The sequence below is a fragment of the Actinoplanes sp. NPDC048967 genome (genome assembly GCF_040649415.1).
GTDB lineage: Bacteria > Actinomycetota > Actinomycetes > Mycobacteriales > Micromonosporaceae > Actinoplanes.
On the sequence record NZ_JBEZFL010000007.1, the window covers coordinates 107,726 to 133,608 of the forward strand.

At 70.7% G+C, this 25,883-nt stretch carries 15 protein-coding genes; 5 read left to right on the top strand and 10 right to left on the bottom strand.

Translation table 11 applies throughout. The annotated features are described in order from the left end of the window. Positions 1-57: 57 nt before the first annotated feature. A complete protein-coding gene (locus AB0C12_RS28760; protein WP_360552956.1) occupies positions 58-1,830 on the bottom strand; it encodes an N-acetylglutaminylglutamine amidotransferase in 1,773 nt (590 codons plus the stop codon). 95 nt (positions 1,831-1,925) lie between these two features. Next, positions 1,926-4,520, bottom strand: coding sequence for a carboxylate--amine ligase/circularly permuted type 2 ATP-grasp protein (locus AB0C12_RS28765; protein ID WP_360552957.1), 2,595 nt, complete (start codon positions 4,518-4,520; stop codon positions 1,926-1,928). Between the two features lie 320 nt (positions 4,521-4,840). Here AB0C12_RS28765 and ppdK point away from each other — a divergent pair, with 320 nt between their 5' ends. Further along, the gene (ppdK, locus tag AB0C12_RS28770; protein ID WP_360553354.1) at positions 4,841-7,528 is read left to right on the top strand and encodes a pyruvate, phosphate dikinase; all 2,688 of its coding nucleotides are present in this window, start codon (positions 4,841-4,843) and stop codon (positions 7,526-7,528) included. 27 nt (positions 7,529-7,555) lie between these two features. Further along, the gene (locus tag AB0C12_RS28775) at positions 7,556-8,257 is read left to right on the top strand and encodes an SDR family NAD(P)-dependent oxidoreductase (RefSeq protein ID WP_360552958.1); all 702 of its coding nucleotides are present in this window, start codon (positions 7,556-7,558) and stop codon (positions 8,255-8,257) included. Between the two features lie 15 nt (positions 8,258-8,272). On the opposite strand, the gene AB0C12_RS28780 is transcribed toward AB0C12_RS28775, so the two are convergent. Continuing rightward, positions 8,273-9,019, bottom strand: coding sequence for an SDR family oxidoreductase (locus AB0C12_RS28780; protein WP_360552959.1), 747 nt, complete (start codon positions 9,017-9,019; stop codon positions 8,273-8,275). Positions 9,020-9,157: 138 nt separating this feature from the next. Here AB0C12_RS28780 and AB0C12_RS28785 point away from each other — a divergent pair, with 138 nt between their 5' ends. The 3 genes from AB0C12_RS28785 (at position 9,158) to AB0C12_RS28795 (ending at position 12,621) form a co-directional block, all read left to right on the top strand. Beyond that, positions 9,158-10,051 carry a LysR family transcriptional regulator gene (locus AB0C12_RS28785; RefSeq protein ID WP_360552960.1) on the top strand — a complete coding sequence of 298 codons (894 nt, stop codon included), beginning with the start codon at positions 9,158-9,160 and terminating at the stop codon, positions 10,049-10,051. Between the two features lie 119 nt (positions 10,052-10,170). Continuing rightward, positions 10,171-12,285: a bifunctional SulP family inorganic anion transporter/carbonic anhydrase gene (locus tag AB0C12_RS28790; RefSeq protein ID WP_360552961.1), complete on the top strand. Its 2,115-nt coding sequence runs from the start codon at positions 10,171-10,173 to the stop codon at positions 12,283-12,285. 114 nt (positions 12,286-12,399) lie between these two features. Next, positions 12,400-12,621, top strand: coding sequence for a hypothetical protein (locus AB0C12_RS28795; protein WP_360553355.1), 222 nt, complete (start codon positions 12,400-12,402; stop codon positions 12,619-12,621). Between the two features lie 11 nt (positions 12,622-12,632). On the opposite strand, the gene AB0C12_RS28800 is transcribed toward AB0C12_RS28795, so the two are convergent. The 7 genes from AB0C12_RS28800 to AB0C12_RS28830 form a co-directional block, all read right to left on the bottom strand. Beyond that, positions 12,633-14,063: a serine hydrolase gene (locus tag AB0C12_RS28800; protein WP_360552962.1), complete on the bottom strand. Its 1,431-nt coding sequence runs from the start codon at positions 14,061-14,063 to the stop codon at positions 12,633-12,635. Between the two features lie 72 nt (positions 14,064-14,135). Next, positions 14,136-17,963 (bottom strand): discoidin domain-containing protein, encoded by a 3,828-nt coding sequence (locus tag AB0C12_RS28805; protein ID WP_360552963.1) that lies wholly within the window; start codon positions 17,961-17,963, stop codon positions 14,136-14,138. 71 nt (positions 17,964-18,034) lie between these two features. Further along, positions 18,035-20,761 (bottom strand): discoidin domain-containing protein, encoded by a 2,727-nt coding sequence (locus AB0C12_RS28810; protein ID WP_360552964.1) that lies wholly within the window; start codon positions 20,759-20,761, stop codon positions 18,035-18,037. 41 nt (positions 20,762-20,802) lie between these two features. Next, positions 20,803-22,413: a glycoside hydrolase family 13 protein gene (locus tag AB0C12_RS28815; RefSeq protein WP_360552965.1), complete on the bottom strand. Its 1,611-nt coding sequence runs from the start codon at positions 22,411-22,413 to the stop codon at positions 20,803-20,805. Between the two features lie 89 nt (positions 22,414-22,502). Continuing rightward, positions 22,503-23,471 carry a carbohydrate ABC transporter permease gene (locus AB0C12_RS28820; RefSeq protein ID WP_360552966.1) on the bottom strand — a complete coding sequence of 323 codons (969 nt, stop codon included), beginning with the start codon at positions 23,469-23,471 and terminating at the stop codon, positions 22,503-22,505. A gap of 11 nt (positions 23,472-23,482) precedes the next feature. Beyond that, positions 23,483-24,370 carry a sugar ABC transporter permease gene (locus AB0C12_RS28825; RefSeq protein WP_360552967.1) on the bottom strand — a complete coding sequence of 296 codons (888 nt, stop codon included), beginning with the start codon at positions 24,368-24,370 and terminating at the stop codon, positions 23,483-23,485. A 61-nt stretch (positions 24,371-24,431) separates the two neighbouring features. Next, positions 24,432-25,793 carry an extracellular solute-binding protein gene (locus tag AB0C12_RS28830; RefSeq protein WP_360552968.1) on the bottom strand — a complete coding sequence of 454 codons (1,362 nt, stop codon included), beginning with the start codon at positions 25,791-25,793 and terminating at the stop codon, positions 24,432-24,434. Positions 25,794-25,883: the final 90 nt, after the last annotated feature.

Genomic DNA, 25,883 nt, shown 5'->3' on the forward strand with positions numbered 1-25,883 from the left:
GTACGGTGACGTCGACACGGTTCAGCTGACCGGTCATACGGGTCCTCCCTCGGTTTGCTAGATCCCCTTGTCCTGCAACCACATCTCGAGCAGCGCCAGCTGCCACAACTGGTTCGCCCCGAGCGTCGTACGAGCAGTGTTCGGGTCGGCCAGTAGCGCGTCAACGTACTCCTGCCGGAACAGTCCGCGCGCCCGGGCCGCCGGTGCGTGCAACGCGTCGCGGACCAGCTCCAGCATCGGCCCTTCCAGGTGCCGGATCCCGGGAACCGGGAAGTAACCCTTGGTCCGGTCGATCACCTCGTCCGGCACCACGCCGCGGGCCGCGTCCTTGAGCACGCCCTTGCCGCCCTGGGCCAATTTCAGCTCGGGCGGGCAGGCGGCGGCCAGCTCCACGAGCTCGTGGTCGAGGAACGGCACCCGCGCCTCCAGCCCCCAGGCCATGGTCATGTTGTCGACCCGCTTGACCGGATCGTCGACCAGCATGACCTGGGAGTCCAGCCGCAACGCCGCGTCGACGCTCGTGGTGGCCCCGGGCCGGGCGAAGCTCGCCGCGACGAACTCACGGCTGACGTCGGTGTCGAGCAGCCACTCGGGGGAGAGCTGGCGGGCCAGCTCACCGTACGGGCGGTCGAAGAACTCCCGGGCGTACGCGTCCACGGCCTGCGCGCGCGGGACGTCCGCCAGCGGCGGGTACCAGCTGTAGCCGGCCAGGATCTCGTCCGCGCCCTGCCCCGACTGCACGACCTTGACCTGCTGCGAGACGTCCTCGCTGAGCAGATTGAAGGCGATGCAGTCGTGGCTGACCATGGGCTCGCTCATCGCCGCGACCGTGCGCGCCACCGCGGGCAGGAAGCGGTCCTTGCCGATCCGGATCTGGTGGTGGGTGGTGTCGAACTGCTTGGCGATGATGTCGGAGTAGGCGAACTCGTCGCCGCTCTCGCCGGCCGCCGACTCGAAGCCGATGCTGAACGTGGTCAGCCCGCGCTGGCCCTGCTCGGCCAGCAGCGCCACGATGTAGCTGGAGTCGAGCCCGCCGGAGAGCAGCACGCCGACCGGCACGTCGGCGACCATCCGGCGCTCGACGGCGGTGCGCAGCGACTCGTGGATCGCCTCGGCCCACTCGGCCCGCGACTTGATCAGCGTGCGGGTGTGGTCGGCCGCCCAGTAGACGCGCTCGACCGACGTGCCGTCCGCCTCGATGATCCGCACCGTGGCCGGCGGCAGTTTGCGGATGCCGCTGACCATCGTGCGCGGCGCCGGCACGACCGAGTGGAAGGTCATGTAGTGCTGCAGGGCCACCTTGTCGATGGAGGTGTCGACGTCGCCGGCGGCCAGCAGGGCCGGCAGGGTGGACGCGAAGCGCAGCCGGCCGGGGGTCTCGGCCAGGTACATCGGCTTGATGCCGAGCCGGTCCCGGGCCAGCATGACCCGGCCGGTGGCGTGCTCGGCGATGGCGAAGGCGAACATGCCGAGGAAGTGCTGCACGCAGTCGGCGCCCCAGCGGTGGTACGCCTTGATGATCACCTCGGTGTCGGAGGTGGACCCGAAGGTGTAGCCGTAGCCGCGCAGCTCGTCGCGCAACTGCTGGTAGTTGTAGATGCAGCCGTTGAAGACCAGGGTGAGGCCGAGCTGGGAGTCGGTCATCGGCTGGGAGCCGGCCTCGGAGAGGTCGATGATCTTGAGCCGGCGGTGCCCGAACGCGATCGGGCCGCGCTGCCAGAGGCCCTCGCCGTCGGGCCCGCGGGACTGCAGGCACGGCATCATCCGCCGGACGGCGTCGCCGTCCGCTGCCTGGGCGTCGTACCGCAGTTCGCCGCCGATTCCACACATGGCCTGAACCTCCTTGGGGGCAGTAGGAGGCGCACCCAAGATTGACCAGGGTGTGCTGCTCCCGTTTCGATTGTGTATCGCAGCCGTAACGCTCTTTACCCGAACAACCAGGTGTCCTTCGAGCCGCCGCCGCGCGAGGAGTTGACGATCATGCTGCCGGCGGGGGCGACCCGGGTCAGCGCGGCCGGCGCGACCACCGACCGGCTGCCGGTGAACACGAACGCGCGCAGGTCGACGTGGCGCGGGGCGAGCTGCTGGCCGTCGAAGACCGGATGGGTGGAGAGGTCGACGACCTCCTGGGCGACCCAGCGGTGCGGCGCGGTACGGATCTGCCGGCGGACCGCGGCCAGGTCCTCGGGCGAGGCGTGCGGACCGATCACGATCCGGTCGCCGCCGTAGCCGTCGACCGGCTTGCAGACCAGCTCCTCCAGCCGGCCGAGCACCTGCTCACGCTGCTCCGGGATGCCGCACAGGTACGTCGGCACGTCCGCCAGCAGCGGCTTCTCGCCCAGGTAGTACTCGATCAGCCGGGGCACGTACGCGTACACGGCCTTGTCGTCGCCGATGCCGTTGCCCAGCGCGTTGGCCAGCACCACGGTGTCCGCGTGCAGGGCGGTGACCAGGCTCGGGCCCAGCGGCATGCCGTCCGCGCCGGGCGAGTGCACCAGGCTGTCCTCGCCCATCCGCAGGTAGATCACGTCGACCGGATACTGGCGGCCGTTGCGGACCCGGTGCACCCGGCCCTCGTCGACCACCAGCTCGGTGCTGCGGACCAGCGGTACGCCCATCTCCTCGGCCAGCATCCGGTGCTCGAACCAGGCCGAGTCGTCCGGGCCCTGGCTGAGCACCACCACCGCGGGGTTGTCGCCCGCCGCCGGGCCGGCCGCGTCGAGCAGCGCCCGCAGCAGCAATCGCGGGGTCTCCTCGATGCTGAGCAGATCGTCGGGGCGGGGCAGCTCCGGCAGCACGCTCTCGGTGAGCCGGCGGTTCTGCATCGCGTACCCGATGCCGGAGGGCACCCGCAGGTTGTCCTCCAGCACGCACCAGTTGCCCGCGCCGTCGCGGACCAGGTCCACGCCGGCCACCTGGGCGCGGACGCCCGGCCGGCTGACCAGGGCGCCGCTGGGGCGCAGCTCCGGGGAGCCGTCGATGACCCAGTCCGGCACGATGCCGTCCTTGACCACCACGCGGTCGGTGTAGACGTCGTTGACGAACGCGTCCAGCGCGCGGACCCGCTGGACCAGGCCGAGCCGCAGCTCCCGCCAGTCGGCCGCGGGGACCAGGCGGGGGACCAGGTCGAACGGGAAAAGCCGGGTCGCCGCCTCGCCGGCCACGCTGAAGGTGATGCCGCGGGCGCGCTGCTCGTCGTCCTTGGCGTCCTCGCGGCGGCGCAGCCCGGCCGGGCCGAGCGCGCTGAGCACGTTGACGATCCCCTGGTAGTCCGGCATGACGTCGCCGTCCGGGAAGGCCTCGTCGCCGGCCGCCGCGTACGGGGTGAGCCCGGCCGGGACGGTCTGCCCGTCCGGGCCGATGCCGGTCGCGCCGCCCCGGGTGTCGGCGATGACCAGGTCGACCACGTCGGAAATGCGGCCGCGGCGGGTCATCGCGCGGCGCTGACGGGCCGCGGAGCTGCCCCGGCTGAGCGCCTGCACGGACAGGTCGAACACCTGCTCCCAGTCGCCGAGCTCCTCCAGCTGGGGCCGCAGCTCGGCGATGAGCCGCTCGACGGCGACCGCCGCGGGCACCGGCACGGGGGAGCGGGGCAGGTCGAGCAGGTCGCCCTCCAGGCCGGACCGGGCGGCCCGCCACATCGCGGCGCGGTGCAGCGGTGGCCGGATCACCTCGATCGGCCGGCCCGCGCGGTAGTCCTGCCGGGCCCGCAGCACGAGCCCGCGGAACAGACCGGCCAGCAGCACCACGGTGTCGGCGTCCGGGCTGGAGTCGGTGACCCGCAACTCCACGGTCGGCACGTGGGCCGACGGCCGGACGTCGAAGTAGACCATCTTCGGGTCGGTGATCGTGCCCGAGGCGATCAGGTCGGCCACCAGGGCGTCGTGATCGGCGGCCGAGGTCACCACGCCGCTGTCGCCGGCGGTCGGCCAGCGCAGCCAGACCAGTGAGCGGACGCTGGCGTAGCCGCTGTCCTCTCCCATCCAGTAGGGCGAGCTGGCGGAGAGCCCCAGCAGCACCGGGAGGGCCGGGGCGACCCGCTGGGCGATCGACACCGCCTCGTCGCGGTCGGGGATGCCGACGTGCACCTGGGCGCCGCAGATGAGCTGCTCCCGGGCCAGCATCTGGTATTCGTCGAGCATCCGGCGGTACCGCGAGGTGGGGGTGACCGGCAGGGAGTCGAGGTCGACCAGCGGGACCGTGCCCGCGGCGACCAGGCCGAGGCCGAGCGACTCGGCGACACCGATGGCCCGGCGGCGCAGCGACACGATCCCGTCGCGCAGCTCGTCCAGGGTGGCCGCCACCGGGGTGTTCGTCTCCACCACCGACCGGTGCAGCTCGGCCGAGAAATGCGCCTCGTCGAGCTGGTCGAGCACCTCCGGGGCCCGGGGCACGAGCTCCCGGGTCTTGAGGTCGACGACGTGCAACTCCTCCTCGACACCGAGGGTGAGCTCGGTGCCGGTGCTGCTGTCCGCCTCCTTCGCGCCGTCGTCCTCCGAGACCCTGAGTGACTCCGTCATGCCTGCGACCGCCTATGTCCTCGTCCGTTGTCCGGAGCCTTGCCAGCTCATGTACCGAACCTGTGACGTGCCCATTTCCGGCGCCGACCAAGCATGACGATCCTGACACCCCGATGCTCGGCCGCCCAGCCGGCGTGCGCGATCGTGCTCGTGGCTGCGCGAAAAACCGGTTCACTGCGCCCGAGCGCGCTTGTGCTTGTGCAATTACTCACCGGTGCTATGGCGCCCGGTGGCGCGCCCCCTACTCTCCGGACACCATTAACGAACGTTCGAGCGCAGGCGTTCGATGACGCATCACCTCAGGGGAGGCAGTCGTGACAATGGCCGGCGAGAAGTACGTCTACGATTTTGCGGAAGGTCATCGGGGGCTCAAGGAGCTGCTCGGCGGCAAGGGTGCGAACCTGGCCGAGATGACCCGCCTGGGCCTGCCGGTGCCGGCCGGATTCACGATCACCACCCGGGCCTGCCAGGCGTACCTGGCGACCGGCAGCAACCCCGCCGGGCTGGCCGCGGAGATCGACGAGCATCTTGCCGCGCTGGAGTCCACGATGGGCCGGCGGCTCGGCGACCCCGGCGATCCGCTGCTGGTCTCGGTGCGTTCCGGGGCGGCCTTCTCGATGCCCGGCATGATGGAGACGGTGCTCAACGTCGGGCTCAACGACGCCAGCGTGGTCGGGCTCGCGGCTCAGGCCGGCGGCAACGACCGGTTCGCCTGGGATTCGTACCGCCGGCTGATCCAGATGTTCGGGAAAACGGTCTGCGACGTACCCGGCGAGGAATTCTCCGCGGCCCTGGACGAGGCCAAGAACAACCGCGGAGCCACCGATGATCTGCATCTGGACGCCGCTGATCTGCGGGCCCTGGTCGATCGCTACAAATACATTTTCGCCAAGCACACCGGCTACGACTTCCCGCAGGATCCGCGGGAACAGATGGAATTGGCGATGGCCGCCGTGTTCCGTTCCTGGAATGCCGAGCGGGCCGTTCTCTACCGCCGCCAGGAACGCATTCCGGCGGACCTGGGCACGGCCGTGAACGTGGTCGCGATGGTCTTCGGCAACCTCGGCGCCGACTCCGGCACCGGCGTGGCGTTCACCCGCGACCCGGCCAGCGGCGCCCAGGGCATCTACGGCGACTACCTGGCCAACGCCCAGGGTGAGGACGTCGTGGCCGGCATCCGCAACACCGTCCCGCTGCAGGAGCTGGCCACCCTCGACCCCCGCTCGTACGAGGAACTGCTCCAGATCATGGCCAAGCTGGAGGGCCACTACCGGGACCTGTGCGACATCGAATTCACCATTGAGCGCGGCAAGCTGTGGATGCTGCAGACCCGGGTCGGCAAGCGCACCGCCGGCGCCGCCTTCCGGATCGCCGCCCAGCTGGTCAACGAGGGCATCATCGACCGGGACGAGGCGCTGCGCCGGGTCTCCGGGGCCCAGCTGGCCCAGCTGATGTTCCCGCGCTTCGACCTGGAGTCCGAACCGGTCGCGCTGACCAAGGGCATCGGTGCGTCGCCGGGGGCGGCGGTCGGTAAGGCGGTCTTCAGCGCGGCCCGGGCCGTCGAGCTGGCCGCCGCCGGTGAGCCGGTCATCCTGGTGCGCCGGGAGACCAACCCGGAGGACCTGTCCGGCATGATCGCCGCCCAGGGCATCCTCACCGCTCGGGGCGGCAAGACCAGCCACGCGGCCGTGGTGGCCCGCGGCATGGGACGCACGTGCGTCTGCGGCGCCGACTCGCTGGAGATCACGGCGGACCGCTTCACGGTGGCCGGCCGGACGGTCGCCGAGGGGGACGTGATCTCGGTGGACGGCACCACGGGCTGCGTCTACCTGGGCGCGGTGCCGGTGCGCCCGTCCGAGGTCGTGCAGTACTTCGAGGGCACGCTGACCCCCCAGGAGACCGAGGATCCGCTGGTCGAGGCCGTACACGAGATCGTTTCGCACGCTGACGCCGCGCGGACGCTGGCCGTGCGCACCAACGCCGACACCGCCGACGACGCGGCCCGGGCCCGGCGCTTCGGCGCCGAGGGCATCGGCCTGTGCCGGACCGAGCACATGTTCCTCGGCGACCGGCGCGAGCTGGTCGAGCGGCTGATCCTGGCGGCCACGCCCAGCGAGCGGGCAGACGCGCTGGCCGCGTTGCTGCCGTTGCAGCGGGCGGACTTCGTGGACCTGTTCCGGGCGATGGACGGGCTGCCGGTGACCGTACGGCTGATCGACCCGCCGCTGCACGAGTTCCTGCCGTCGCTGGAGGAGCTCGCGGTCAACGTGGCCGTGGCCCGGGAACGCGGCGAGGACCACGCCGAGGACGCCGAGCTGCTCGACGCCGTCCGCCGGATGCACGAGCAGAACCCGATGCTGGGCCTGCGCGGCGTACGCCTGGGGCTGGTCATTCCCGGCCTGTTCGCGATGCAGGTCCGGGCGATCACCGAGGCCGCCGTGCAGCTGGCCGGCGAGGGCCTGGACCCGCACCCGGAGATCATGGTGCCGCTGGTCGGCGCCGTGCAGGAGCTGGAGACGGTCCGCCGCGAGTGCGAGCAGATCGTGGCCGAGGTCGTGGCCGGCAGCGGCGTCCGGGTGCTGATCGGCACGATGATCGAGGTGCCGCGGGCCGCGCTGACCGCCGGGCAGATCGCCGAGGCGGCCGACTTCTTCTCCTTCGGCACCAACGACCTCACCCAGATGGGCTGGGGCTTCTCCCGCGACGACGTCGAGGGCGCGTTCTTCTGGCGCTACCTGGAGCTGGGCATCTTCGGCATCTCGCCGTTCGAGTCGATCGACCGCGACGGCGTGGGCCGGCTGATCCGGATCGCCGCCGAGGAGGGCCGGGCGGTGCGCCCCGACCTGAAGCTGGGCGTCTGCGGCGAGCACGGCGGTGACCCGGAGTCGGTGCACTTCTTCCACGAGGTGGGCCTGGACTACGTCTCCTGCTCACCGTTCCGGGTGCCGGTCGCGCGGCTGGAGGCGGGCCGGGCGGCGATCACCGCGGGGGATTCGGACAGCCGCTGACGCCGCCGGCGCGTAGGCTTCCGGGCCGTGCGACACGCGCTCATCATCGGCAACACCGACGGCATCGGACTGGCGCTGACCCGGCGACTGCTCAGCGAGGGCTGGGCGGTCACCGGCCTGTCCCGGCGGTCCGCCACGATCGAGCACGACCGGTACGTACACGTTGCTGCCGATGTCACCGCCGCCGGCTACCCGCGGGAACTGACCCGGGCGCTGGCCGCGGCGGACCGCGTCGACCTGTGCGTCTACGCCGCCGGGGTCGGTGACCTGCTCGACCTCGACGACCTCGGGGCGCAGACCCGGGCCATCGAGGTGAACCTGCTCGGTGTCGCCCGGACGGTCGAGGTGGTCGTGCCGCACCTGCTGGCGGCCGGCGGCGGGCACCTCGTCGGCCTGTCCAGCCTCGCCGACGCGCTCATCACGCCGCAGGCTCCGGGCTATGCGGCGTCGAAGGCGGGCATGTCGGCGTACCTGCTCGCACTGGGGGCGACCCTGCGCCCGCGCGGGGTGGCGGTCAGCACCGTGCGGTTCGGCTTCGTCGACACCAAGATGGCCAAGGGGCCGGTGAAGCCGATGATGATCACGGTGGACCGGGCGGTCGAGGTGCTGATGCGCTGCGTGCGGACCCGGCCGGCGGTCGTCTCGTACCCGCGGCGGATGGCCCTGCTCGTGCGGGCGGCGGCGCCGATCGCCCGGGCCGGCGCCCGCCGAGCATACCGCCGGCGCTGACGCCGGTTCCGGGCCTCAGACGGCGATGCGCCCGCCGTCGGCCGGCAGGATCGCGCCGTGGATGAAGGACGCCGCGTCGCCGGCCAGGAAGACGATCGCTGCGGCGATCTCCTGAGCGGTGCCGGGCCGTCCGGCGGGCCCGGCCGACGCGAGCTGGTCGAGGGCGTCGCCCATCGCGGCGGTGCCTTCGGTACGGGTGGGTCCGGGGCTCACCGCGTTCACCCGTACGCCGCTGGGCCCGTACTCGGCCGCCCATGACTTGGTGAGCAGGACCATCGCGGCCTTGCTGGAGCCGTACAGGCCCATGCCGGCCGCGCCGAACTCGGCGACCATCGTGGTCACGTTGACGACCGCGCCGTGGCCGCGGGCCGCCATGGCCGGGGCCAGCTCGGCCACCAGGAAGTACGGCGCCCGGACGTTCAGCGCGTAGACCTCGTCGAACTGCTCCTGCGTGGTCTTCTCGGTGGGCCCGAACGGGAAGACACCCGCGCTGTTGACCAGGATGTCCACCGGTCCGGCCAGTTCCGCCGCGCGGGTCGCCAGCGCCCGTGCCGAGGCCTCGTCGCGCAGGTCCGCGGCGACGAAGAACGCGGTGCCGCCGGCCTGCTCGATCTGCCGGACCGCCTGCTCGCCGCGGTCCGCGTCCCGTCCGGAGAGGACCACTGTGGCTCCGGCCGCCGCCAGGGCCGCCGCGGTGGCCCGGCCGATGCCGCTGGTGCCGCCGGTCACCAGGGCGGTCCGGCCCGTGAGTGCTGTTGCCATGATGCTCACCTTTTCTGTTCCGGAAGCCCCGGGGTGGGGGTTCCGGCAGGTGCAAGCGCGCGGTCCGGCCCGGGCATCCCGGCCGCGATAAGCCCTCCTTATCGCCGGTCATCGGGCGCCGCGTGGTGCGATGGGTGGGTGGAACTACGGGAGTTCAGGGTCTTTCTCGCCGTCGCGGGAGAGGGCAGTGTCTCGGCGGCAGCGCGGCGGTTGCGGGTGAGCCAGCCGGCGGTCTCCCAGACCGTGGCCGCGCTGGAACAGCAGGTCGGGGCCGAGCTGCTCGTCCGCAGCAGCACCGGCGTGCAGCTCACCGAGGCGGGCACCGTGCTGGCTGCCGAGGCGCGTGCGGTGCTGGCCCGCTATGACCAGGCGCTCGTCGCGGTGGGCCGGTTCGCCGCCGCCGGTGATTCGGTGCTGCGTGTCGGCGTGCCGCTCGAACTGCCGCCCGACCTGTTGCCGGACGCGTTCGCCGGGCTGGCCTCGACGCATCCGCGGACCCGGGTGGTGGCCCGCCACCTGTCCTCGGCCGCGCAGCTGGACGCGCTGCGCGACGGTGAGCTGGAGGTGGGGCTGCTGAGGAGCCGTCCCGGCGACCGTGAACTCGACGCGACGGTGGTGGTGGAGGAGCGGCTGGGCGTCCTGCTGGCCGCCACGGGTGACCCGCCGGACCCGGACGGCGTACGGCTGGAGTCGCTCGCCGGGCTGGACTGGCTGGGTTTCCCGCGAGCCGACAGCCCGGTCTGGTACGACGAGATCGTCGCGATCCTGCGCAGCCACGGTCTGCAGCCCGGCCCGCCCGCCGAGCCGGGGCAGTCGCTGATCGCCGAGGTGAAGTTCGCGGCGGTCAGTGCCGGGCGGGCGTTCGCGTTCGCCCCCGCGCGCTGGACTCAGCCGCTGCCCGCGGGCGTCGTGCGCGTCCCTCTGATCGGTGCGCCGGTCGTCCGGCGTACCTGGGCGGTCTGGGCCGCCGATTCCCGCCGCCGCGACCTGGCCCAGTTGATCTCCCGGCTTGAGATCGAGGCTGAGAAGTGACTGAGAGTGTGGCCCAGGGGGCGAATTTGTAACGGCGCGTTCACGCAACGCGGCTAGGGTGGCCCGAAATACCCCAATTGCGAGCTTATTCGCAGATCCGGGAAGGGACCACCGCGCCGATGCGCACCTTGCTGCGACACGACGTACCCGCCTCCATCGTCGTTTTCCTCATCGCCATTCCGTTGTCGCTCGGGATCGCCGCCGCCTCCGGGGCCCCGCTGCTCGCCGGTCTGATCGCGGCCGTGGTCGGCGGCATCGTCGCGGGCGCCCTCAGCGGCTCTCCGTTGCAGGTCAGCGGCCCGGCGGCCGGCCTCACGGTGATCGTCGCGGGGGCCGTGACCGAGCTGGGCTGGGCCGGGACGACGGCGGTGGTGGCGCTGGCCGGCCTCGTGCAGATCGTGCTCGGCGTGTCCCGGCTGGGCCGGGCCGCGCTCGCTCTCTCCCCGGCCGTGGTGCACGGCATGCTCGCCGGGATCGGCATCGTCATCGCGCTCAGCCAGGTGCACGTGGTGCTGGGCGGGGATCCGCAGAGCTCCGCCTGGCGCAACCTGCGTGACCTGCCCGCCCAGATCGCCGGCAACCACGGCGTCTCGATCGGCATCGGCGTGCTGACCATCGCGATCCTGCTGATCTGGCCGCGCTTCGTGAAGATCTCGCTGCTGCCGGGCGCCCTGATCGCGGTCGCCGTGGCCACCGCGATCGCGGCGCTGGCCGGGCTGGACGTCGCCCGGGTGGACCTGCCGGACCGTCCGCTGGACGAGCTGACCCTCCCCCGCTGGCCGGACGCGCCGCCGCTGCGGGTGGCCGGCATCGTGCTGACCATCGCGCTGGTCGCCAGCGTCGAGTCGCTGCTGTCCGCCGTGGCCGTGGACAAGTTGCACAACGGCAGACGGGCCGACCTCAACCGTGAGCTGCTGGCCCAGGGCGCCGCCAACACCGTGTCCGGGGCGCTCGGCGGGCTGCCGGTCACCGGTGTCATCGTGCGCAGCTCCACCAACGTCGCCGCCGGCGCCCGGACCCGGGCGTCAGCCGTGCTGCACGGGTGCTGGATCGCGGTCTGCGTGCTGCTCTTCGCCGGGCTGCTGGAGCAGATCCCACTCTCCGCGCTGGCCGGGGTGCTGGTGGTGGTCGGGCTCCGGCTGGTCAGCATGGCCCAGATCAAGGCGTACGTGCGGCACCGCGAGCTGCCCACGTACCTGGTCACCGCCCTCGGGGTGATCTTCACCGACCTGCTCACCGGGGTGGCGCTGGGTATGGCCACGGCCGTGCTGCTGATGCTGGCCCGGCTGGCCCGCTGCGAGATCCACCGCTCGTCGCCCGCGCCGGGACGGTGGCTCGTGGTCATCACCGGCACGCTCGCCTTCATCGGATCCGGCCGGGTCGCGCGGGAGCTCGCCGCGGTCCCGCCCGGCGAGTCCGTCGAGCTGGAGCTGCACCTGGACTACCTGGACCACGGCGCGTTCGAGACGATCCAGGACTGGCGGGACGCCTACGAGCGCGGTGGTGGCCGGGTGCACATCGAGGAGGTCCACGACAGCTGGTTCCACCGGGCCACGTCCGGGCGGCTCGGCGTCAACCGTTCCCAGCCCGGCCGGCTGCCCCGCTTCCTCGGCTCCTGGGCCCAGTGGATCTCCCTGAACGAGCAGCGCCGCGACGCCATGGCCGCGGGCATCGACGAGTTCGAGCGCAGCGTCGCCCCGCTGGTCCGCCCGCACCTGGCCGGGCTGGCCCGCGAAGGCCAGCGCCCGGAACAGCTGTTCATCACCTGCGCCGACTCCCGGGTGGTGCCCAACATGATCACCACCAGCGGGCCGGGTGACCTGTTCTGCCTGCGCAACGTCGGCAACATCGTCCCGGCCCACGGCACCGGCGACTCCTCGGTCGGCGCGGGCATCGAGTACGCCGTGGACGTGCTCGGCGTCGCGACGATCACCGTCTGCGGGCACTCCGGCTGCGGCGCGGTGCGGGCGATGATGGACGGCGCGGCGGGTCCGGACACGGCGCTGGGCTCCTGGCTGGCGTCCGCCGGGTCGAACCTCACCGGCCGGGCCCACGAGGAGGACTGCATCGCCGCCAACGTGGAGCGGCAGCTGGCGAACCTGCGGACGTACCCGAGCGTACGGCGGGCGGTCGACGAGGGCCGGCTGGAGCTCACCGGCCTCTACTTCGACCTGGCCGAGGCCCGGATGTACAACGTGGCCGACGGCGTCCGGAGGCCGGTTTCTGCACCTTGAGTGACAACTTTGTGCCACATCTGTACAGGCCATTGAGCTGCGGGCCGGGACGGAACAGAGTTGATCGGGGCGTCACCCCACCCGGAGGTGACTGACGTGGCGGCTCTCGAGCGGATGGTCAGCGCCGGCGACGTGGTGGTCGTCGGCCGGGCGGCGAGCGTGCAGTTCGCCGGGCGGCTCGGTTTCACGTTCCGGGTGGTGGCGGTGGACGCGCGGCCGACGTACGCGGGCTGGGTCTGGCTGGACGGCTACCAGCTCGACAACCGGGGCCGCGCCGTGGCCCGGCGCCGCATCTTCGTCCGCCTGGCCGGCCTCGGCCGCATCCGCGCCGGCTGAGCCCGACATCCCTATGCGACGTCGGGCCGGGTCATCAGCGGCGACCGCAGGTGCAACCTCAGGTCCGAGGTGGTCATGGGCACGGTGCTCCAGGTGGCGATGGCTACGCCGGCGCCGGCGTCGAGCACCAGCCGGACCCGGTGCGGGCTGGTGATGACGAAGAGATCGGCGATGAACGTGTCGCCCTGCCAGGCGCCGGCGGCGACGACCGGCCGGCCGAGCGGCGAGCTCTCCCGCCAGTCACCGTGACCGGCCGCGAGCTTGAGGGAAGGCCCGAGTCGCAGATGCCACCCGCCGTCGACCGGCTCGACGGTCACCGTGGTGCCGTCGGGCAGAGCCGAAGCCTCGGCCGAGGCGTCGATGTCGGCTGTGGCGGAACGGGACGGATCGGCCGAACCGCGCGGCAGCGGGAACGACAGCCGGCCCAGCCGCTCGGCGAGGACCTCGTCGTCCCGGGCGCTGCCCGGGTCGTCCAGGCCGGGCAGCAGCAGCTCCCACAATGCGCCGGGCATTTCCTGGTGGGGGTCGCCGCCGGCGGTCACCGCGACCACGAGATCGTGGGCCGGAACGACCACGCACAGCTGGCCGTAGGCACCTTCACCGCGATAACCGTGCCGCGACATCCAGAACTGGTAGCCGTACCCGGTCAGTCCGTCGGGATTGGGCAGGAGCTCCGGGTCCTGCTGGGTCGCGATGTGCCGGCTGGTCGCGAGGTCGACCCAGGCGCGCGGGATCAGCTGCCGGTCGCCCCAGACGCCGCCGTGCAGCAGCACCTGGCCGAACGCGGCGACGGCCTCGGTCGTGAGGTGCAGTCCGTGGAAGCCGAACACGGCGCCGCTGGACAACCGGTCCCACTCGGCGTGGTCGATGCCCATCGGGTGGAACAGGCGCTCGTCGAGCAGCTCCGGCAGACCCCGGCCGGTGACCCGCTCCACGATCCGGGCCAGCACGCCGGTGGTCGCGTTGTCGTAGGCGTGCCAGCTGCCCTCGGGCTCCGGGAACGGCACGCGCAGGAAGCCCTTGACCAGGTCGTCCGGCTCCAGCTCCCAGGCCTCGGCGAGGCTGTCCCTGGTGTGCCCGGTGGTCATGGACAGCAGGTGGTGCACGGTGAGCCGGCGACCCTGCTCGCCGAGGCCGGCCGGCACGTGCTCGGGCAGCACGTCCACCACCCGGTCGCCCAGCGAGAGCAGCCCGTCGGCGATCGCCAGCCCCGCGGCGACCGAGGTGAACGACTTGGTCAGCGAGTAGAGCAGGTGCGGGCGCTCGGCCGCGTACGGTGCCCACCAGCCCTCGGCGGCGACGTGACCGTGCCGCACCACCATGATGGAGTGCACCTCGACGGACCGCGCCTCGAGCCGGTCCAGCAGCGCGCCGATCGCGCGGGACGACACCCCCGACGCGGCCGGTGTCGAGCGTGGCAGCAGCGCGCGGTGGGAAGACACCGGGGCACCCTAACAAGGCGCACGCGTGAGGCCCGCACCATTATCGGTGCGGGCCTCCTCTCGCCGCGGTGGCTAGTTGCGGACGATGGTGAACGTGCTGGTCGGGTTCTCGATGTCCTTGAAATTGTTGCTCAGGCGCAGGTTGGTGAAGGTGGCCGAGCCGACCGCCGGCCCCTGCCCGCTCTCCGGCATCGGGTTGGCCCAGATGCCGTAGCCGGACTTGGCGTCGTACGCGTCACCGCTCTTCTGCGCCCCGGTGATCGAGACGTTGGTGAAGACGGTGTCCTTGATCGGGTTCTGCGGGCAGGTCGGGCACGTGTAGTTGGTCTGGAACATGATGCCCGAGTAGGTCGGGTCGACGATGTCGACGTTGCTCACCCGGATGCCCTGGAAGACCTTCGACGCGGAGAAGACCCAGATCGCCGGGAACACCTGGGCGCCCCAGAAGTGGCCGCCCGCCCGGACGATCGAGATGTTGTCGAACACGGTCGGCGGGTCGGCGCCGAAGCCGTTCATCGGGTAGCCGAAGTCCAGCGAGCTGATCGTGATGCCCGAGTAGACCAGGGTGTCCGCGATGTAGATGTTTTTGAACGTGTTGGCGTAGCCGCCGTAGACCGCGATGCCCGCGGCGCGCCAGGTCAGCGTGCTGGACAGGTTGGAGTAGACGTTGTTGATCTCGTCGGAGCCGCCCGCGTCGATCGCCGAGAACAGCGCGAAGCTGTCGTCGCCGGTGGCCCGCGCGTCGTTGTTGTCGACCAGGTTGTCGGTGCTGCCGTTGGTCATGTTGACGCCGTCGGCGAACAGATTGCGGATCCGCGAGTTCTTGATCGTCATGCGGTCGGTGTTGGCGCCCCAGTAGAGGCAGACCGTGTGCTCGGCCCAGATGTTGTCGATCGTGATGTTGGAGACGTTGGCCAGGTCGAAGACCTTGCCCGGGCCGTCGATCCGGATCGTGTAGTTGCCGAAGAACGCGAAGTTCTTGAACGTCGAGCCGTTGGCGGTGGCGTCGGCCCGGAACCCGGCGTCCGTCTCCGTCTGATTCTGCGGCGTGAAGAACCTGGTGTACCAGGGGCCGGCCCCGACGACCTGGATCGCCTTGCCGTACACCTGGAACTTGTTGGCGGTCTGGTAGTCACCGGCGGGCAGGTAGACGCCGACCTTGCCGCTGTCCATCCGGGCCGCGTCGAACGCCGCCTGTACCGACTGCTGGTCGAAGCCGGCCGGCACCACGTACGTGGCCGGGTTGGGGTTGGCGACCGGCGCGACCTGTTCGGTGTTGATGAAGTCGATGGCGATGTTCCCGCCGTTGCCGGAGTCCTTCTGCAGCTTGATGACGCTGCCGGCGGCGACCGTGCCGGCCAGCATGATGTTCGCCTCGTCATAGATGTGGCGCGGGCCGGTGCCGGAGTTCTGCGGCGCCGTCTCGTTGCCGTAGAGCCACGCGTACTTCGAGGTGAGCGGGAGCGTCTTGTTCAGCGTGCCGTTGACGTAGACGTTGATCGAGCTGGTGGTGTTGTCCGGGATGGAGAAGCGGGCCACCAGCGTGTTCGTGCTGGCCCGGGTCGTCCACTGCACGTAGCTTCCGGTCGAGTTGAGCGTGACGGCCTTACGGCCGGACGCCTCACCGGCCAGGTCACCGACGGTACGGTTCGGGCCGACCACGGCGGCACCGCCACCGGTCTGGCCGTCCTCGGCCTCGTACATGTCGTACGGCATGTTCGCGCCGCGACCGACGAAGAACGGCTTCTCGCTGCTGTTGTTGGCCCGCTTGACCGGCAGTTCGTTGCCGTCGTCGGCGAGCACGGTCCGCACGGTGTACTTGCCGTTGACGGCGGTCCAGGTGCCCAGGTTGATCGCCGGCGAGGACGCGCCGGCCGCCAGGGTGCCCGAGTACGAGCCGGTCAGCGTCCTGATCGTGGCGCCCGAGTCGGAGAGCACGGTCACGGTGACCCCGTGCGCGCCGGCGGCCGAGGCCTGGGTGCCCTCGTTCTTGATGGTCACCGAGAAGGTGACCGTCTGGCCCGCGGACGGGTTGCCCGGCGACCAGCTCACCACGGAGGCGACCAGGTCCGAACTGCTGACCGGGGCCACCACCAGGTTGGTGGGGCTGGTGTAGGAGTTGTTCGCGTCGTTCTGCTCGACGACCGTGTTGGCCTCGTCGACCTTCGCGCTGACGACATAGGTGCCGGCGTTACGAGCGCCGATGGCCGCCGTGACCGTGGCCGAGGCTCCGGCCGCGAGGGCGCCCACGTTCGCGGTGCCGACCTTGGCCGTACCCAGGTAGAAGTTGACGTTGCTGGCCGGGCTGGCCGCGGAGCCGGCGTTGCGCACGGTGGCCGACAGGGTCACCGTGTCGGTCTCGACCGGCGCGGCCGGCGAGGCCGACACGCCCGTCACCGTGAGGTCCGGGTTCGGTGCCGGGTTGCCGATCACCTGGAACTCCGCGACCTGGCCGCTCGGCGCGCCGGTGTTGGCGGTGAAGCTGAGCCGGATGTCCGCGGCGGTCGCGCTCACCGGCACGGTCACCGTGTTGCCGGTGCCCGGGTTGAAGGTGTACGTCGCTGAGCCGACGAGCGTGGTGAAGCCGGTGGCACTCTGCTCGCGTCCCTGGACCGAGAAGGTCTGCTGCCGGGTGCCCCACGCGGTGTCGGGGTTGAGCTTGACCACCACGGACTGGGTGGTGGCGTTGGCGCCCAGCTTCACGGTCAGGTTCGCCGGGTACGCGCTGCCCTCCCAGTAGGTGGCGGTGTCGTTGTCGTTGGCGTTGGCGGCCACGAAGGTGAAGATCGACGAGGACGCCTCGATCGGCTTGCCCACCGCCAGGTTGGTCCCGTTGGTCACCGTGCCGGTACGGGTCACCGTGTTGCTCGCCGCCGACTCGTTGCCGGCCGCGTCGCGCGCCTTGACGTAGTACGACACCGTCGCGCTCTCGGGCTGGCTGTCGGTGTAGGTGAGCCCGGTGACGGTCGTCTTCAACGCGCCGTTGGCGTAGACGTTGTAGCCGGTCACGCCGACGTTGTCGCTGGAGGCGCCCCAGGCGAGCCGGATCTGCCCGGTGGCCGGCTGGGTGTAGGACAGCGTGCCCGGCGTGGACGGCGCGGTGTTGTCCCCGCCCTGCCCGGCGCGGGTGACCGTGTTGCTGTTGCCGGACGCGTTGCCGGCGGCGTCCCGGGCCCGCACGTAGTACGCGACCGTGGCGCTGTCGGGCTGACTGTCCAGATAGGTCAGCACGTTGCCGGCCACGGTGGTGCGCAGGGTGCCGTTGGCGTAGACCTCGTAGCCGGTCACGCCCACGTTGTCGGTGGACGCGTTCCAGGTGAGCCGGATCTGCCCGCTCGCCGGCTGGCTGAGGGCGAGCCCGCCGGGTGCGGAGGGCGCCTGGGTGTCGCCGGCGGTGGGGCCGTACACCTCGAGCTCGGAGATCTGACCGGCCGGCCAGCCGGAGTTGGCGGTGATGTTCAGCCGGAGGTAGCGGGCGGTGGCCGCGCCGAAGTCGATGGTCACGGTGTTGCCCGAGGCCGGGTTGAAGGTGTAGCCGGCGCTCGCCTTGAGGTCGGCGAAATTCGAGCCGGTGGTGCTGCCCTGCACAGTGAGGGTCTGCGTGCGCGTCTGCCAGGCGGCGGCCGGCGGCAGCTTCAGGACAGCCTGGTTGACGCTGACGGACGCGCCCAGGTCCACCTGCAACCACTGTGGGAAGGCGTTGTTCCGGCTCTCCCAGTACGTGTTCGCGTTGCCGTCACCCGCGTTGCCGGCGCCGTACACGTCGGCGACGCTGCTGGCGGTGAACGTCTTGCCGGCGGCCAGGTTCGGGCCGGCCGCGGCGGCGGAGGAGGCGGGCAGGACGAGCTGGATCAGGGTGGTGGCTATGGCGGCGGCTAGCAGCTTTCTGACTCTGGACATGTGGGAGCGCGCCCTTCTTGGGTGGGGGATCGGGGAGGGCGGGCTCGGTGGGTCCCGCCCTCCCCGGCTCGCTACGAGGTGTAGGCCTCGAACTCGGAGATCTGGCCCGCGGGCCAGCCGGTGTTGCCGGTGAACGTCAGCCGCAGGTAGCGCTGCGAGGTCGCGGGGAAGGCGACGGTCGCGGTGTTACCGGAGGACGGGTTGAAGGTGTAGCCGGCGGATGCCTTGACGGTGCTGTAGGACGAGCCGTCGGTCGAGCCCAGCACGGACAGGGTCTGGGTCCGGGTGGCCCAGGCGGCCGCGGGCGGCAGCTTGAGCACCACCCGGGAGACCGACCGGGCCTGGCCCAGGTCCACCGTCAGCGACTGCGGGAAGGCGTTGCTGCTGCTCTCCCAGTAGGTGTTGGCGTTGCCGTCGACAGTGTTGGCGGGGGTGTAGACGTCGGCCTGGCTGGTCGCGGTGATCGGACGGCCGGCGGCGAGGTTGCCGGTGGGAGCCGGCGGGGTCGTGGTCGGCGGCGGGCTGGTCGTGCCGCCGTCCGCGTAGGCCTCCAGCTCGGCCAGCTGACCGGCGGGCCAGCCGGTGTTGGCCGAGAACGTCAGGCGCAGGTAGCGCCGGTTACCGGTGGGCAGGTTGATCGTCGCCGTCGGGTTGAAGGCGTAGCCCGTCGCGCCGACCAGGGACGAGTAGGACGACCCGTCGGCCGACCCGGCGACCGCGATGGTCTGGGTGCGAGCCTCCCAGCCGGACGGCAGCTTGAGCACCAGCCGGCCCACGGCCTGCGGGGAACCGAGATCCACCGTGAACGTCTGCGGGAAGCTCCCGTTCGCGCTCTCCCAGTACGTGGCCGCGTTGCCGTCGACCGCGTTGGCCCCGACGAAGCCGCCGGAGGTGCTGGAGGTGGTGACAGCCTTGCCCCGCGCCAGGTTTCCGGTGGCCGGGGGCGTGGTCGGCGGGGTCGTCGGGGGAGTGGTCGGCGGGGTGGTGGTGTTGCCCCACTGCGGGGCCGGCCACGGGCCGCAGTCCGGCGCGTCGGTGTACCAGCCGGTGTTGGTGCCGGTCCGGGTGATCTGGAAGCCCGCGCCGACGCAGTTGTGCATGGGTTTCGGCTGGGCGATGCCGCTGGCCCGGACGTTGTTGAAGCTCACCTGACTGGGCGCCTGCACCTGCAGCGCGTACGTGCCGGCGCCCTGGATGTTGACGTTGTCGAAGTGGATGCCGTTGGTCTGGCCCTCGATCCACATCAGCGCCGCGTACGAGCTGTCCAGGATGTCCGTGTCGGTGATGTTGATCGTCGGGTTCTGGAACGCCTCGTTGAGCGCGGAGAACCAGATCGCCCCGACCCCGAAGTTCCAGTTGTAGTCGGAGTTGCCGGCCCGGATCAGGGTGTTGCGGGCCAGCGTCCAGGTGCCCTGCACGCCGGTCGCGCCGTTGACGCCGGGGTAGCGGTTGGCGACGTGGATGCCGCCGCCGTTGGTCACCGTGTCCGAGACGACGTTGTCGGTCATCACGATGTCCCGGCCGCCGTAGCTGACCAGGTTGTTGGCCAGGATCGGCGCGACCACGGTGTTGCGGGTGAACGAGTTGCCCACGTTCGGGACCCGCTCGGCCCACATGGCCAGCCCGTCGTCGCCGGTGTTGCGGACGAAGGTGTTGGTGACCGTGGAGTTGGTGACGCCGATGTGGAAGTTCACGCCGTCCGCGGTCTGGTCCAGGATCCGGCTGTTCCGCAGAGTGAACCGGTCCATCGGCCCGTCCATCCAGGCACCGACCTTGGTGTGCTGCATCCACACGTTGTCGATGGTCGAGTTGGACATCGCCCCGCCGAACGCGTTGACCTGGTCGTCGTCGACCCGCTCGCGGATGTCGCCGATGATCGCCAGATCCTTGACCGTGACGTTCTGGCTGGGTCCGCCCTGGCCGTTGTACTTGCCGTAGATGCCGGCGGCCAGGTTGCGCTGGGTGGGATGCCGGCCCCCGAGCACCGTGTACCAGGGCCCGGCGCCGACCAGGTTGACCCGGTCGACGATGACGTGGCTGTAGAGCGTGTAGTTGCCCGGCGGTAGATAGACCGTGCCACCGGCGTTCACCGCGGCCTGGATCTTCGCCGTGGAGTCGGTGGCGCCGGTCGGGTCCGCGCCGAACTGGGCCACGGCGTCGACCGCGCCGGCCGGTTTGCCGATCGGGTCCGGGACGTTCTCGAAGTCGGCCAGGTCGATGGTGAAGCTGGGCGACTGCGCGGTGGAGCTGACCTGGAGCCGGACCTTGGTGCCGGCCGGGTACGTGGTCCCGAACATGGTCCGGGCCTCGTCGTAGAAGTGGTGCGGGTTGGTGTCACCCGGGTTGTTGTTGAACGGGTAGCCGCCGTAGAACCAGCTGTACTTCGAGGTCACCGGCACGGTCCGGACGACCGCGTTGCCGACCCTGACGTCGATGGTGGCGTCCCGGCCGGCGCCGTTGTTGCCGTCGGGCAGGCTGTAGCGGAAGGTCACCGCATTGGCCGGCTTGGTCAGGGTGAACTCGACGTACTCGCCGGCGCTGTCCAGGGTGACGGCCTCGCGGCCGGACGCCTCGGAGGACAGCTGGCCGTAGTAGCGGCTGGTGCCGGTCCTCGTACCGGTGGTGGCGGCGTTCTCGGCCTCGATCTCCGTGAACGGCACGGTGGCGCCGCGACCGGCGATGTCGAAGGGGGACAGTCCCGCCGCGGCGGCCGGGGCGGCCGCCGCGGTGATGACGGCGGTGACGGCCGAGGCCGCCGTGAGTATCGCGAGGGACAGGTAGGCGGTGCGGTTGGCCATGGGGATCCCTTTCATCAGGTGGCCAAGCCCCCTCGGTGGTGCTACTTCCTCTCGGTGCGCAGGTGCAGCCACACGGCGGTGTCCCGGGGGAGGAGGACACCGTCGAGCGGACCGCTCGCGAGCAGGCATCGGTGATGGTCCGGCAGCGCGACCGCGACGTCGGACATGTTGAGGACACAGGCGAACTCAGGTCCCCGGGTGTAGGCGAGCACCCCGGGGGCGACGCTCAGCCAGGCCATGTCGCCGGTGTGCAGACCCGGCTCGGCCCGGCGCAATGTGATCGCGCCGCGGTAGAGCTCCAGCATCGAGCTCGGGTCGCCGGTCTGGGCCTGGACCGTGCGGTCCTTCCACTCCGGCGGCTGCGGCAGCCACGGCGTCGCGGTGGAGAAGCCGAACGGCGGCTCGTCATCGCTCCACGGCAACGGCACGCGGCAGCCGTCCCGGCTGTGCCCGCGACGGGCCCACATCGGGTCCTGGAGCTGCTCCACCGGGATGTTCTCGTTCTCCCAGAGGCCCAGCTCCTCGCCCTGGTAGACGTAGGTGGCGCCGGGCAGCGACAGCGACAGCAGCGCGGCGGCGCGGGCCCGCCGGGTGCCGAGCTCCAGGTCGACCGGGCTGCCGTCGAGGTTGTTCTCGAAGCTGAAGGTGGTCATCTGCCGGCCGTACCGGGTGACGTGCCGGGTGACGTCGTGGTTGGACAGCACCCAGGTGGCCGGGGCGCCGATCGCCCGGTGCGCGTCGAGGGTCCGGTCGATGCACTCGCGCATCAGGCCGGGTTCCCACGCACAACCGAGGAAGTCGAAGTTGAACGCCGCGTGCAGCTCGTCCGGCCGCAGGTAGTTGGCGAACCGGTCGACCTCCGGCATCCACACCTCACCGATCAGCGCCCGGTCGGGATAACTGTCCGAGATCCGGCGCCAGGCCCGGTAGACGTCGTGCACCTCGTCCAGGTCGTGGAACGGGTGTGGCCGGCCCTCGACCACGGCCGGCAGGTCCCGGTCCTTGATGAGCAGCGCGGCCGAGTCGATCCGGATGCCGTCCACGCCCCGGTCGAACCAGAACCGCAGGATGTCCTCGAACTCGGCGCGCACCGCCGGGTGCTCCCAGTTGAGGTCGGGCTGCTCCGGGGTGAACAGGTGCAGGTACCAGTCGCCGGGAGTGCCGTCCGGGTCGGTGGTGCGGGTCCAGGTGCTGCCGCCGAACTCGCCGACCCAGTCGGTGGGCATCTCGTCGCCGGCCGGCCCGCGCCCGGGCCGGAACCAGAACAGCTCCCGCTCCGGGGCGGCCGGGTCGGCCAGCGCTTTTCTGAACCAGACGTGCTCGCTGGAGATGTGATTGGGCACGATGTCGACGATCATCCGGATGCCGGCGGCATGCGCCTCGGTGATCAGGGCCTCGGCGCCGGCCAGGGTGCCGAAGACCGGGTCGATGTCGCGGAAGTCGGCCACGTCGTAGCCGGCGTCGGCCATCGGGGACGGGTACCACGGGCTCATCCAGATCGCGTCCACGCCGAGGTCCGACAGGTGGCCCAGGCGAGCACGGATCCCGTCGATGTCCCCGATGCCGTCGCCGTCGCTGTCGGCGAAGCTGCGCGGGTACACCTGGTAGATGACGGCGTCCCGCCACCAGGGATCCTGGTCGGAATTAGCCACGATGACCTGCTTTCTGTCTGTCTCGACGAGTGAGGAGGGCGCACGGGTCCCGGCGGTCGGCGCTGACCGCCTCAGGGACCGGGTGGGGATCAGCCCTTCATCGAGCCCGCGGAGAGTCCGCCGATGATGCTGCGCTGGAAGATCAGGAAAACGACGATCATGGGTACGCTCGCGATGGCCAGCCCGGCCATGAACTCGGTCGGCGGCACCTGACTGGTGTTGGCCAGCCGGCTCAGCGCCACGCTCAGCGTCTGCGCCTCCGGGTCCGGCAGCACCAGCAGCGGCCAGAGGAAGTCCTTCCAGAGCGCGATGATGATGAAGATCGAGACCACGCCGAGCACCGGGCGCGACAGCGGCAGCATGATGGACCAGAGCTGGCGCAGCTTGCCCGCGCCGTCGATCGACGCCGCGTCGAGCAGGTCGTCGGGGATCTGGTCGAAGAACCGCTTGAGCACGTAGACGTTGAACGCGTTGGCGGCGGCCGGCAACCACAGGGCCCAGGGCGTGTTGAGCAGGTTGACGTGGACCAGCGGCACGTCGACCACGGTCAGGTAGGCCGGGACCAGCAGGGCCGAGGCCGGCAGCATCAGGCTGGCCAGCACCGCGCCGAGCAGGATCCTGCCGAAGATCGGCTTGAGCTTGCTGAGGGCGTACGCGACCCCGACGTCGAAGATCAGCGCGATGAGCCAGCCGCCGGCCGCGTACAGCACCGTGTTGGTGAAGTACTTGGCGATGCGCATGTTGTCCCACGCGGTCGCGTAGTTCTCCGGGTGCCAGGAGTGCGGGACGAAGGTGGGGGTGCTCAGGGCGTACTCGGCCGGCGACTTCACCGCGCTGGCGAACATCCAGTAGAGCGGGACCAGGAAGACCAGGACGAAGACCGTGATCGTCAGGCCCAGCACGGTGAAGTAGAGGCCGCGGTGGCGTTGCAGGTCGACGCTGGAGATCAGCGTACGGGTGGCCGGGTTGGTGCCGGCCAGCCTGCGCTTGCGGCGCGGCGGCACCGGCACCGGGGTGGCGCCGCTGATCGGGGTCTGCGGCGGGGCGGTCAGTGTCATCGGAAGTCCCCTCAGTCCGCGGTCCGGGTCAGCCGCAGGTAGAGCGCCGAGAAGGCGCCCAGCACCACGAACAGCAGCATGCTCATCGCGGCCGCGAGGCCGAAGTCCTGGTTGACCGTGAAGGCGTAGCGGTAGACGAGCACCAGCACGGTGATGGTGTCCGGGTTGGAGGTGCCGGTCAGCGCGAACGGCTCGATGAAGACCTGCATCGTCGCGATGATCTGGAGCAGCAGCAGGACCAGCATGATGAACCGCATCTGCGGGAGCGTGACGTGCCGCAGCCGCTGCCAGACGCTCGCGCCGTCGAGCTCGGCGGCCTCGTAGAGCTCACCCTGGATGCCCTGCAGTGCGGCGAGATACATCAGCGTCGCGCCGCCCAGGTTGGCCCAGGTGGACACCAGGACCAGCGAGATCATCGCGGTGCCGGACGACTGCGTCCACTGGGATTCCGGCAGGCCCACACTGCGCAGCAGCGAGTTGAACAGGCCGTTGCCGGGGTCGTAGAAGTAGCGCCAGAGCAGCACCGCCACGATCGGCGGCAGCATCACCGGCAGGTAGACCAGGATCCGGAAGAAGCCGCTGAAGTGGCGGAACTCGTTGAGCAGCACCGCGATGAAGAACGGCAGGACGAAGCCGAAGACCAGCGCCAGCCCGGTGAACAGCAGGGTGTTCTTCCAGGCCGTGTAGAACAGCGGGTCGTCGAAGAGCGCCCGGTAGTTCTCCAGGCCCACCCAGTACGGCGGCACGACGAAGTTGTTCTGCTGGAAACTGAGGATGACGCCCCGGACCAGCGGATACCAGGAGAAGAAGGCGAAGCACAGCAGCCCCGCTGCCATGAACGCGTACGCCAGCAGATTGTCCTGGATCCTGCGGCGCAGCCGGTCCGTCAGAACCGCCATCGTCACTCCTTGTCTTGAGGACGGGCCGCCGGCGGATGGCCCGCCGGCAGCCCGTTCCGAATTACTTGACGCCGGCCAGGATGGAGTTGGCCTGGGTCTCCGCGTCGGTGAGCAGCTTGGTGATGTCGGCGTTCTTGTCGGTCAGGACCTTCTGCATGGCCACGTCCAGCGCCGCGTAGATCTGCTGGGCGTTCGGCGGCTCCAGCTTCACCGGGATGGTCGGCATGGCGGCCACGAACGCGGCGTAGTTCTCCTGCGGGACGTTGGCGTACTTCTTGTCGGCCGCGGCCTGGGTCTGCGCCGCCGCGCCGGTGAAGATGGCCGGCTCGGGCAGGCCGACCGGCTGGTCGGTCTCGCTCGACCACTTGTTCTCGGCCTCGTAGCGCTCGGCCGAGGTGAACCAGAAGGTCAGCCACTTGAGACCGGCGTTGATCTTCTCCGGGCTCAGCCCGGCCTTGAACATGTAGCCCTCGCCACCGCCCAGGGTGCCCTTGCCGTCCGGGATCGGACCGAGGCCGTAGGTCGCGTACTTGCCCTTGTACTGGTTGACGATGGTCGGGATGTTGTCGGCGGTGGCCAGGTACATGCCGAGCTTGCCCGAGCCCATCTGCTGCAGCAGGTCGGCCCACTCCAGCAGCTGCTTCTGGCCCATCGAGTTGTCGGTCCAGCGCATGTCCTTGAGCTGCTGCAGGACCTGCTGACCCTGGGGGCTGTTGAACGCGGCCTTCCAGGTGCCGCCGTTGTTGACGGCCATCTCGCCGCCGATGGAGTAGAGCTCGGTGGTGAAGTGCCAGCCGCCGGTGTTGTTCTTGCTGTAGTCGCCGTAGCCGACCGTGCCGTTGCCCAGGCCGGCGATCTTCTTGGCCGCCGCCCGCACGTCGGCCCAGGTCTTGGGCGGGCTGTTCGGGTCCAGCCCGGCCTTTTTGAACAGGTCCCGGTTGTAGAGCAGGCCCATCGAGTAGTTCTTGTACGGCAGCCCGTACGTCTTGCCGCCCTCGTCCTGGAACACCCGCAGCACCTCGGGCTTGATCTGCGAGGTGACCGGGTAGTCCTTGAGGTACTTGCTGATGTCCGACACCTGGCGCTTGGCGATCAGGCTGGCCGGGTCGGTGAAGTAGACGTAGAAGACGTCCTCGAGCTGGCCGCCGGCCAGCTTGGCCGGGAACGTCTGCGGGTCCATCTTGCCCTCGCGGGCGTCGATCTTGATGTTCGGGTTGGCCTTCTCGAACTCGGCCACGTTGGCGAGGAACCGCTCGTGGGTGGCCTTCTCGGTGGCCGGCGGGAGGCCGTTGACCACCAGCGTGACCTTGCCGTCCTTGGTCGCCGCGGGGGCGTCGTCGCTGTCGCCGCACGCGGCGGCGGACATCGCGACCCCGGCGACGAGCAGCAGCCCGAGGGCACTGCGCAGCCTGGTTCTGAACATGGGAAATAGACCCCTTCCTGGGGGTGGGGTGCGCGCCTAAGGGGGTTCACTCATCGGTGCGATGTTTCGTGGAGGTGACGATACAAAGTC

Excerpts from the sequence above, each read along its gene's own strand:
- AB0C12_RS28760 (WP_360552956.1), bottom strand. The coding sequence starts at position 1,830 with ATGTGTGGAATCGGCGGCGAACTGCGGTACGACGCCCAGGCAGCGGAC.
- AB0C12_RS28765 (WP_360552957.1), bottom strand. The coding sequence starts at position 4,520 with ATGACGGAGTCACTCAGGGTCTCGGAGGACGACGGCGCGAAGGAGGCG.
- ppdK (WP_360553354.1), top strand. The coding sequence starts at position 4,841 with ATGGCCGGCGAGAAGTACGTCTACGATTTTGCGGAAGGTCATCGGGGG.
- AB0C12_RS28780 (WP_360552959.1), bottom strand. The coding sequence starts at position 9,019 with ATGGCAACAGCACTCACGGGCCGGACCGCCCTGGTGACCGGCGGCACC.
- AB0C12_RS28790 (WP_360552961.1), top strand. The coding sequence starts at position 10,171 with ATGCGCACCTTGCTGCGACACGACGTACCCGCCTCCATCGTCGTTTTC.
- AB0C12_RS28795 (WP_360553355.1), top strand. The coding sequence starts at position 12,400 with ATGGTCAGCGCCGGCGACGTGGTGGTCGTCGGCCGGGCGGCGAGCGTG.
- AB0C12_RS28805 (WP_360552963.1), bottom strand. The coding sequence starts at position 17,963 with ATGTCCAGAGTCAGAAAGCTGCTAGCCGCCGCCATAGCCACCACCCTG.
- AB0C12_RS28810 (WP_360552964.1), bottom strand. The coding sequence starts at position 20,761 with ATGGCCAACCGCACCGCCTACCTGTCCCTCGCGATACTCACGGCGGCC.
- AB0C12_RS28820 (WP_360552966.1), bottom strand. The coding sequence starts at position 23,471 with ATGACACTGACCGCCCCGCCGCAGACCCCGATCAGCGGCGCCACCCCG.
- AB0C12_RS28825 (WP_360552967.1), bottom strand. The coding sequence starts at position 24,370 with ATGGCGGTTCTGACGGACCGGCTGCGCCGCAGGATCCAGGACAATCTG.
- AB0C12_RS28830 (WP_360552968.1), bottom strand. The coding sequence starts at position 25,793 with ATGTTCAGAACCAGGCTGCGCAGTGCCCTCGGGCTGCTGCTCGTCGCC.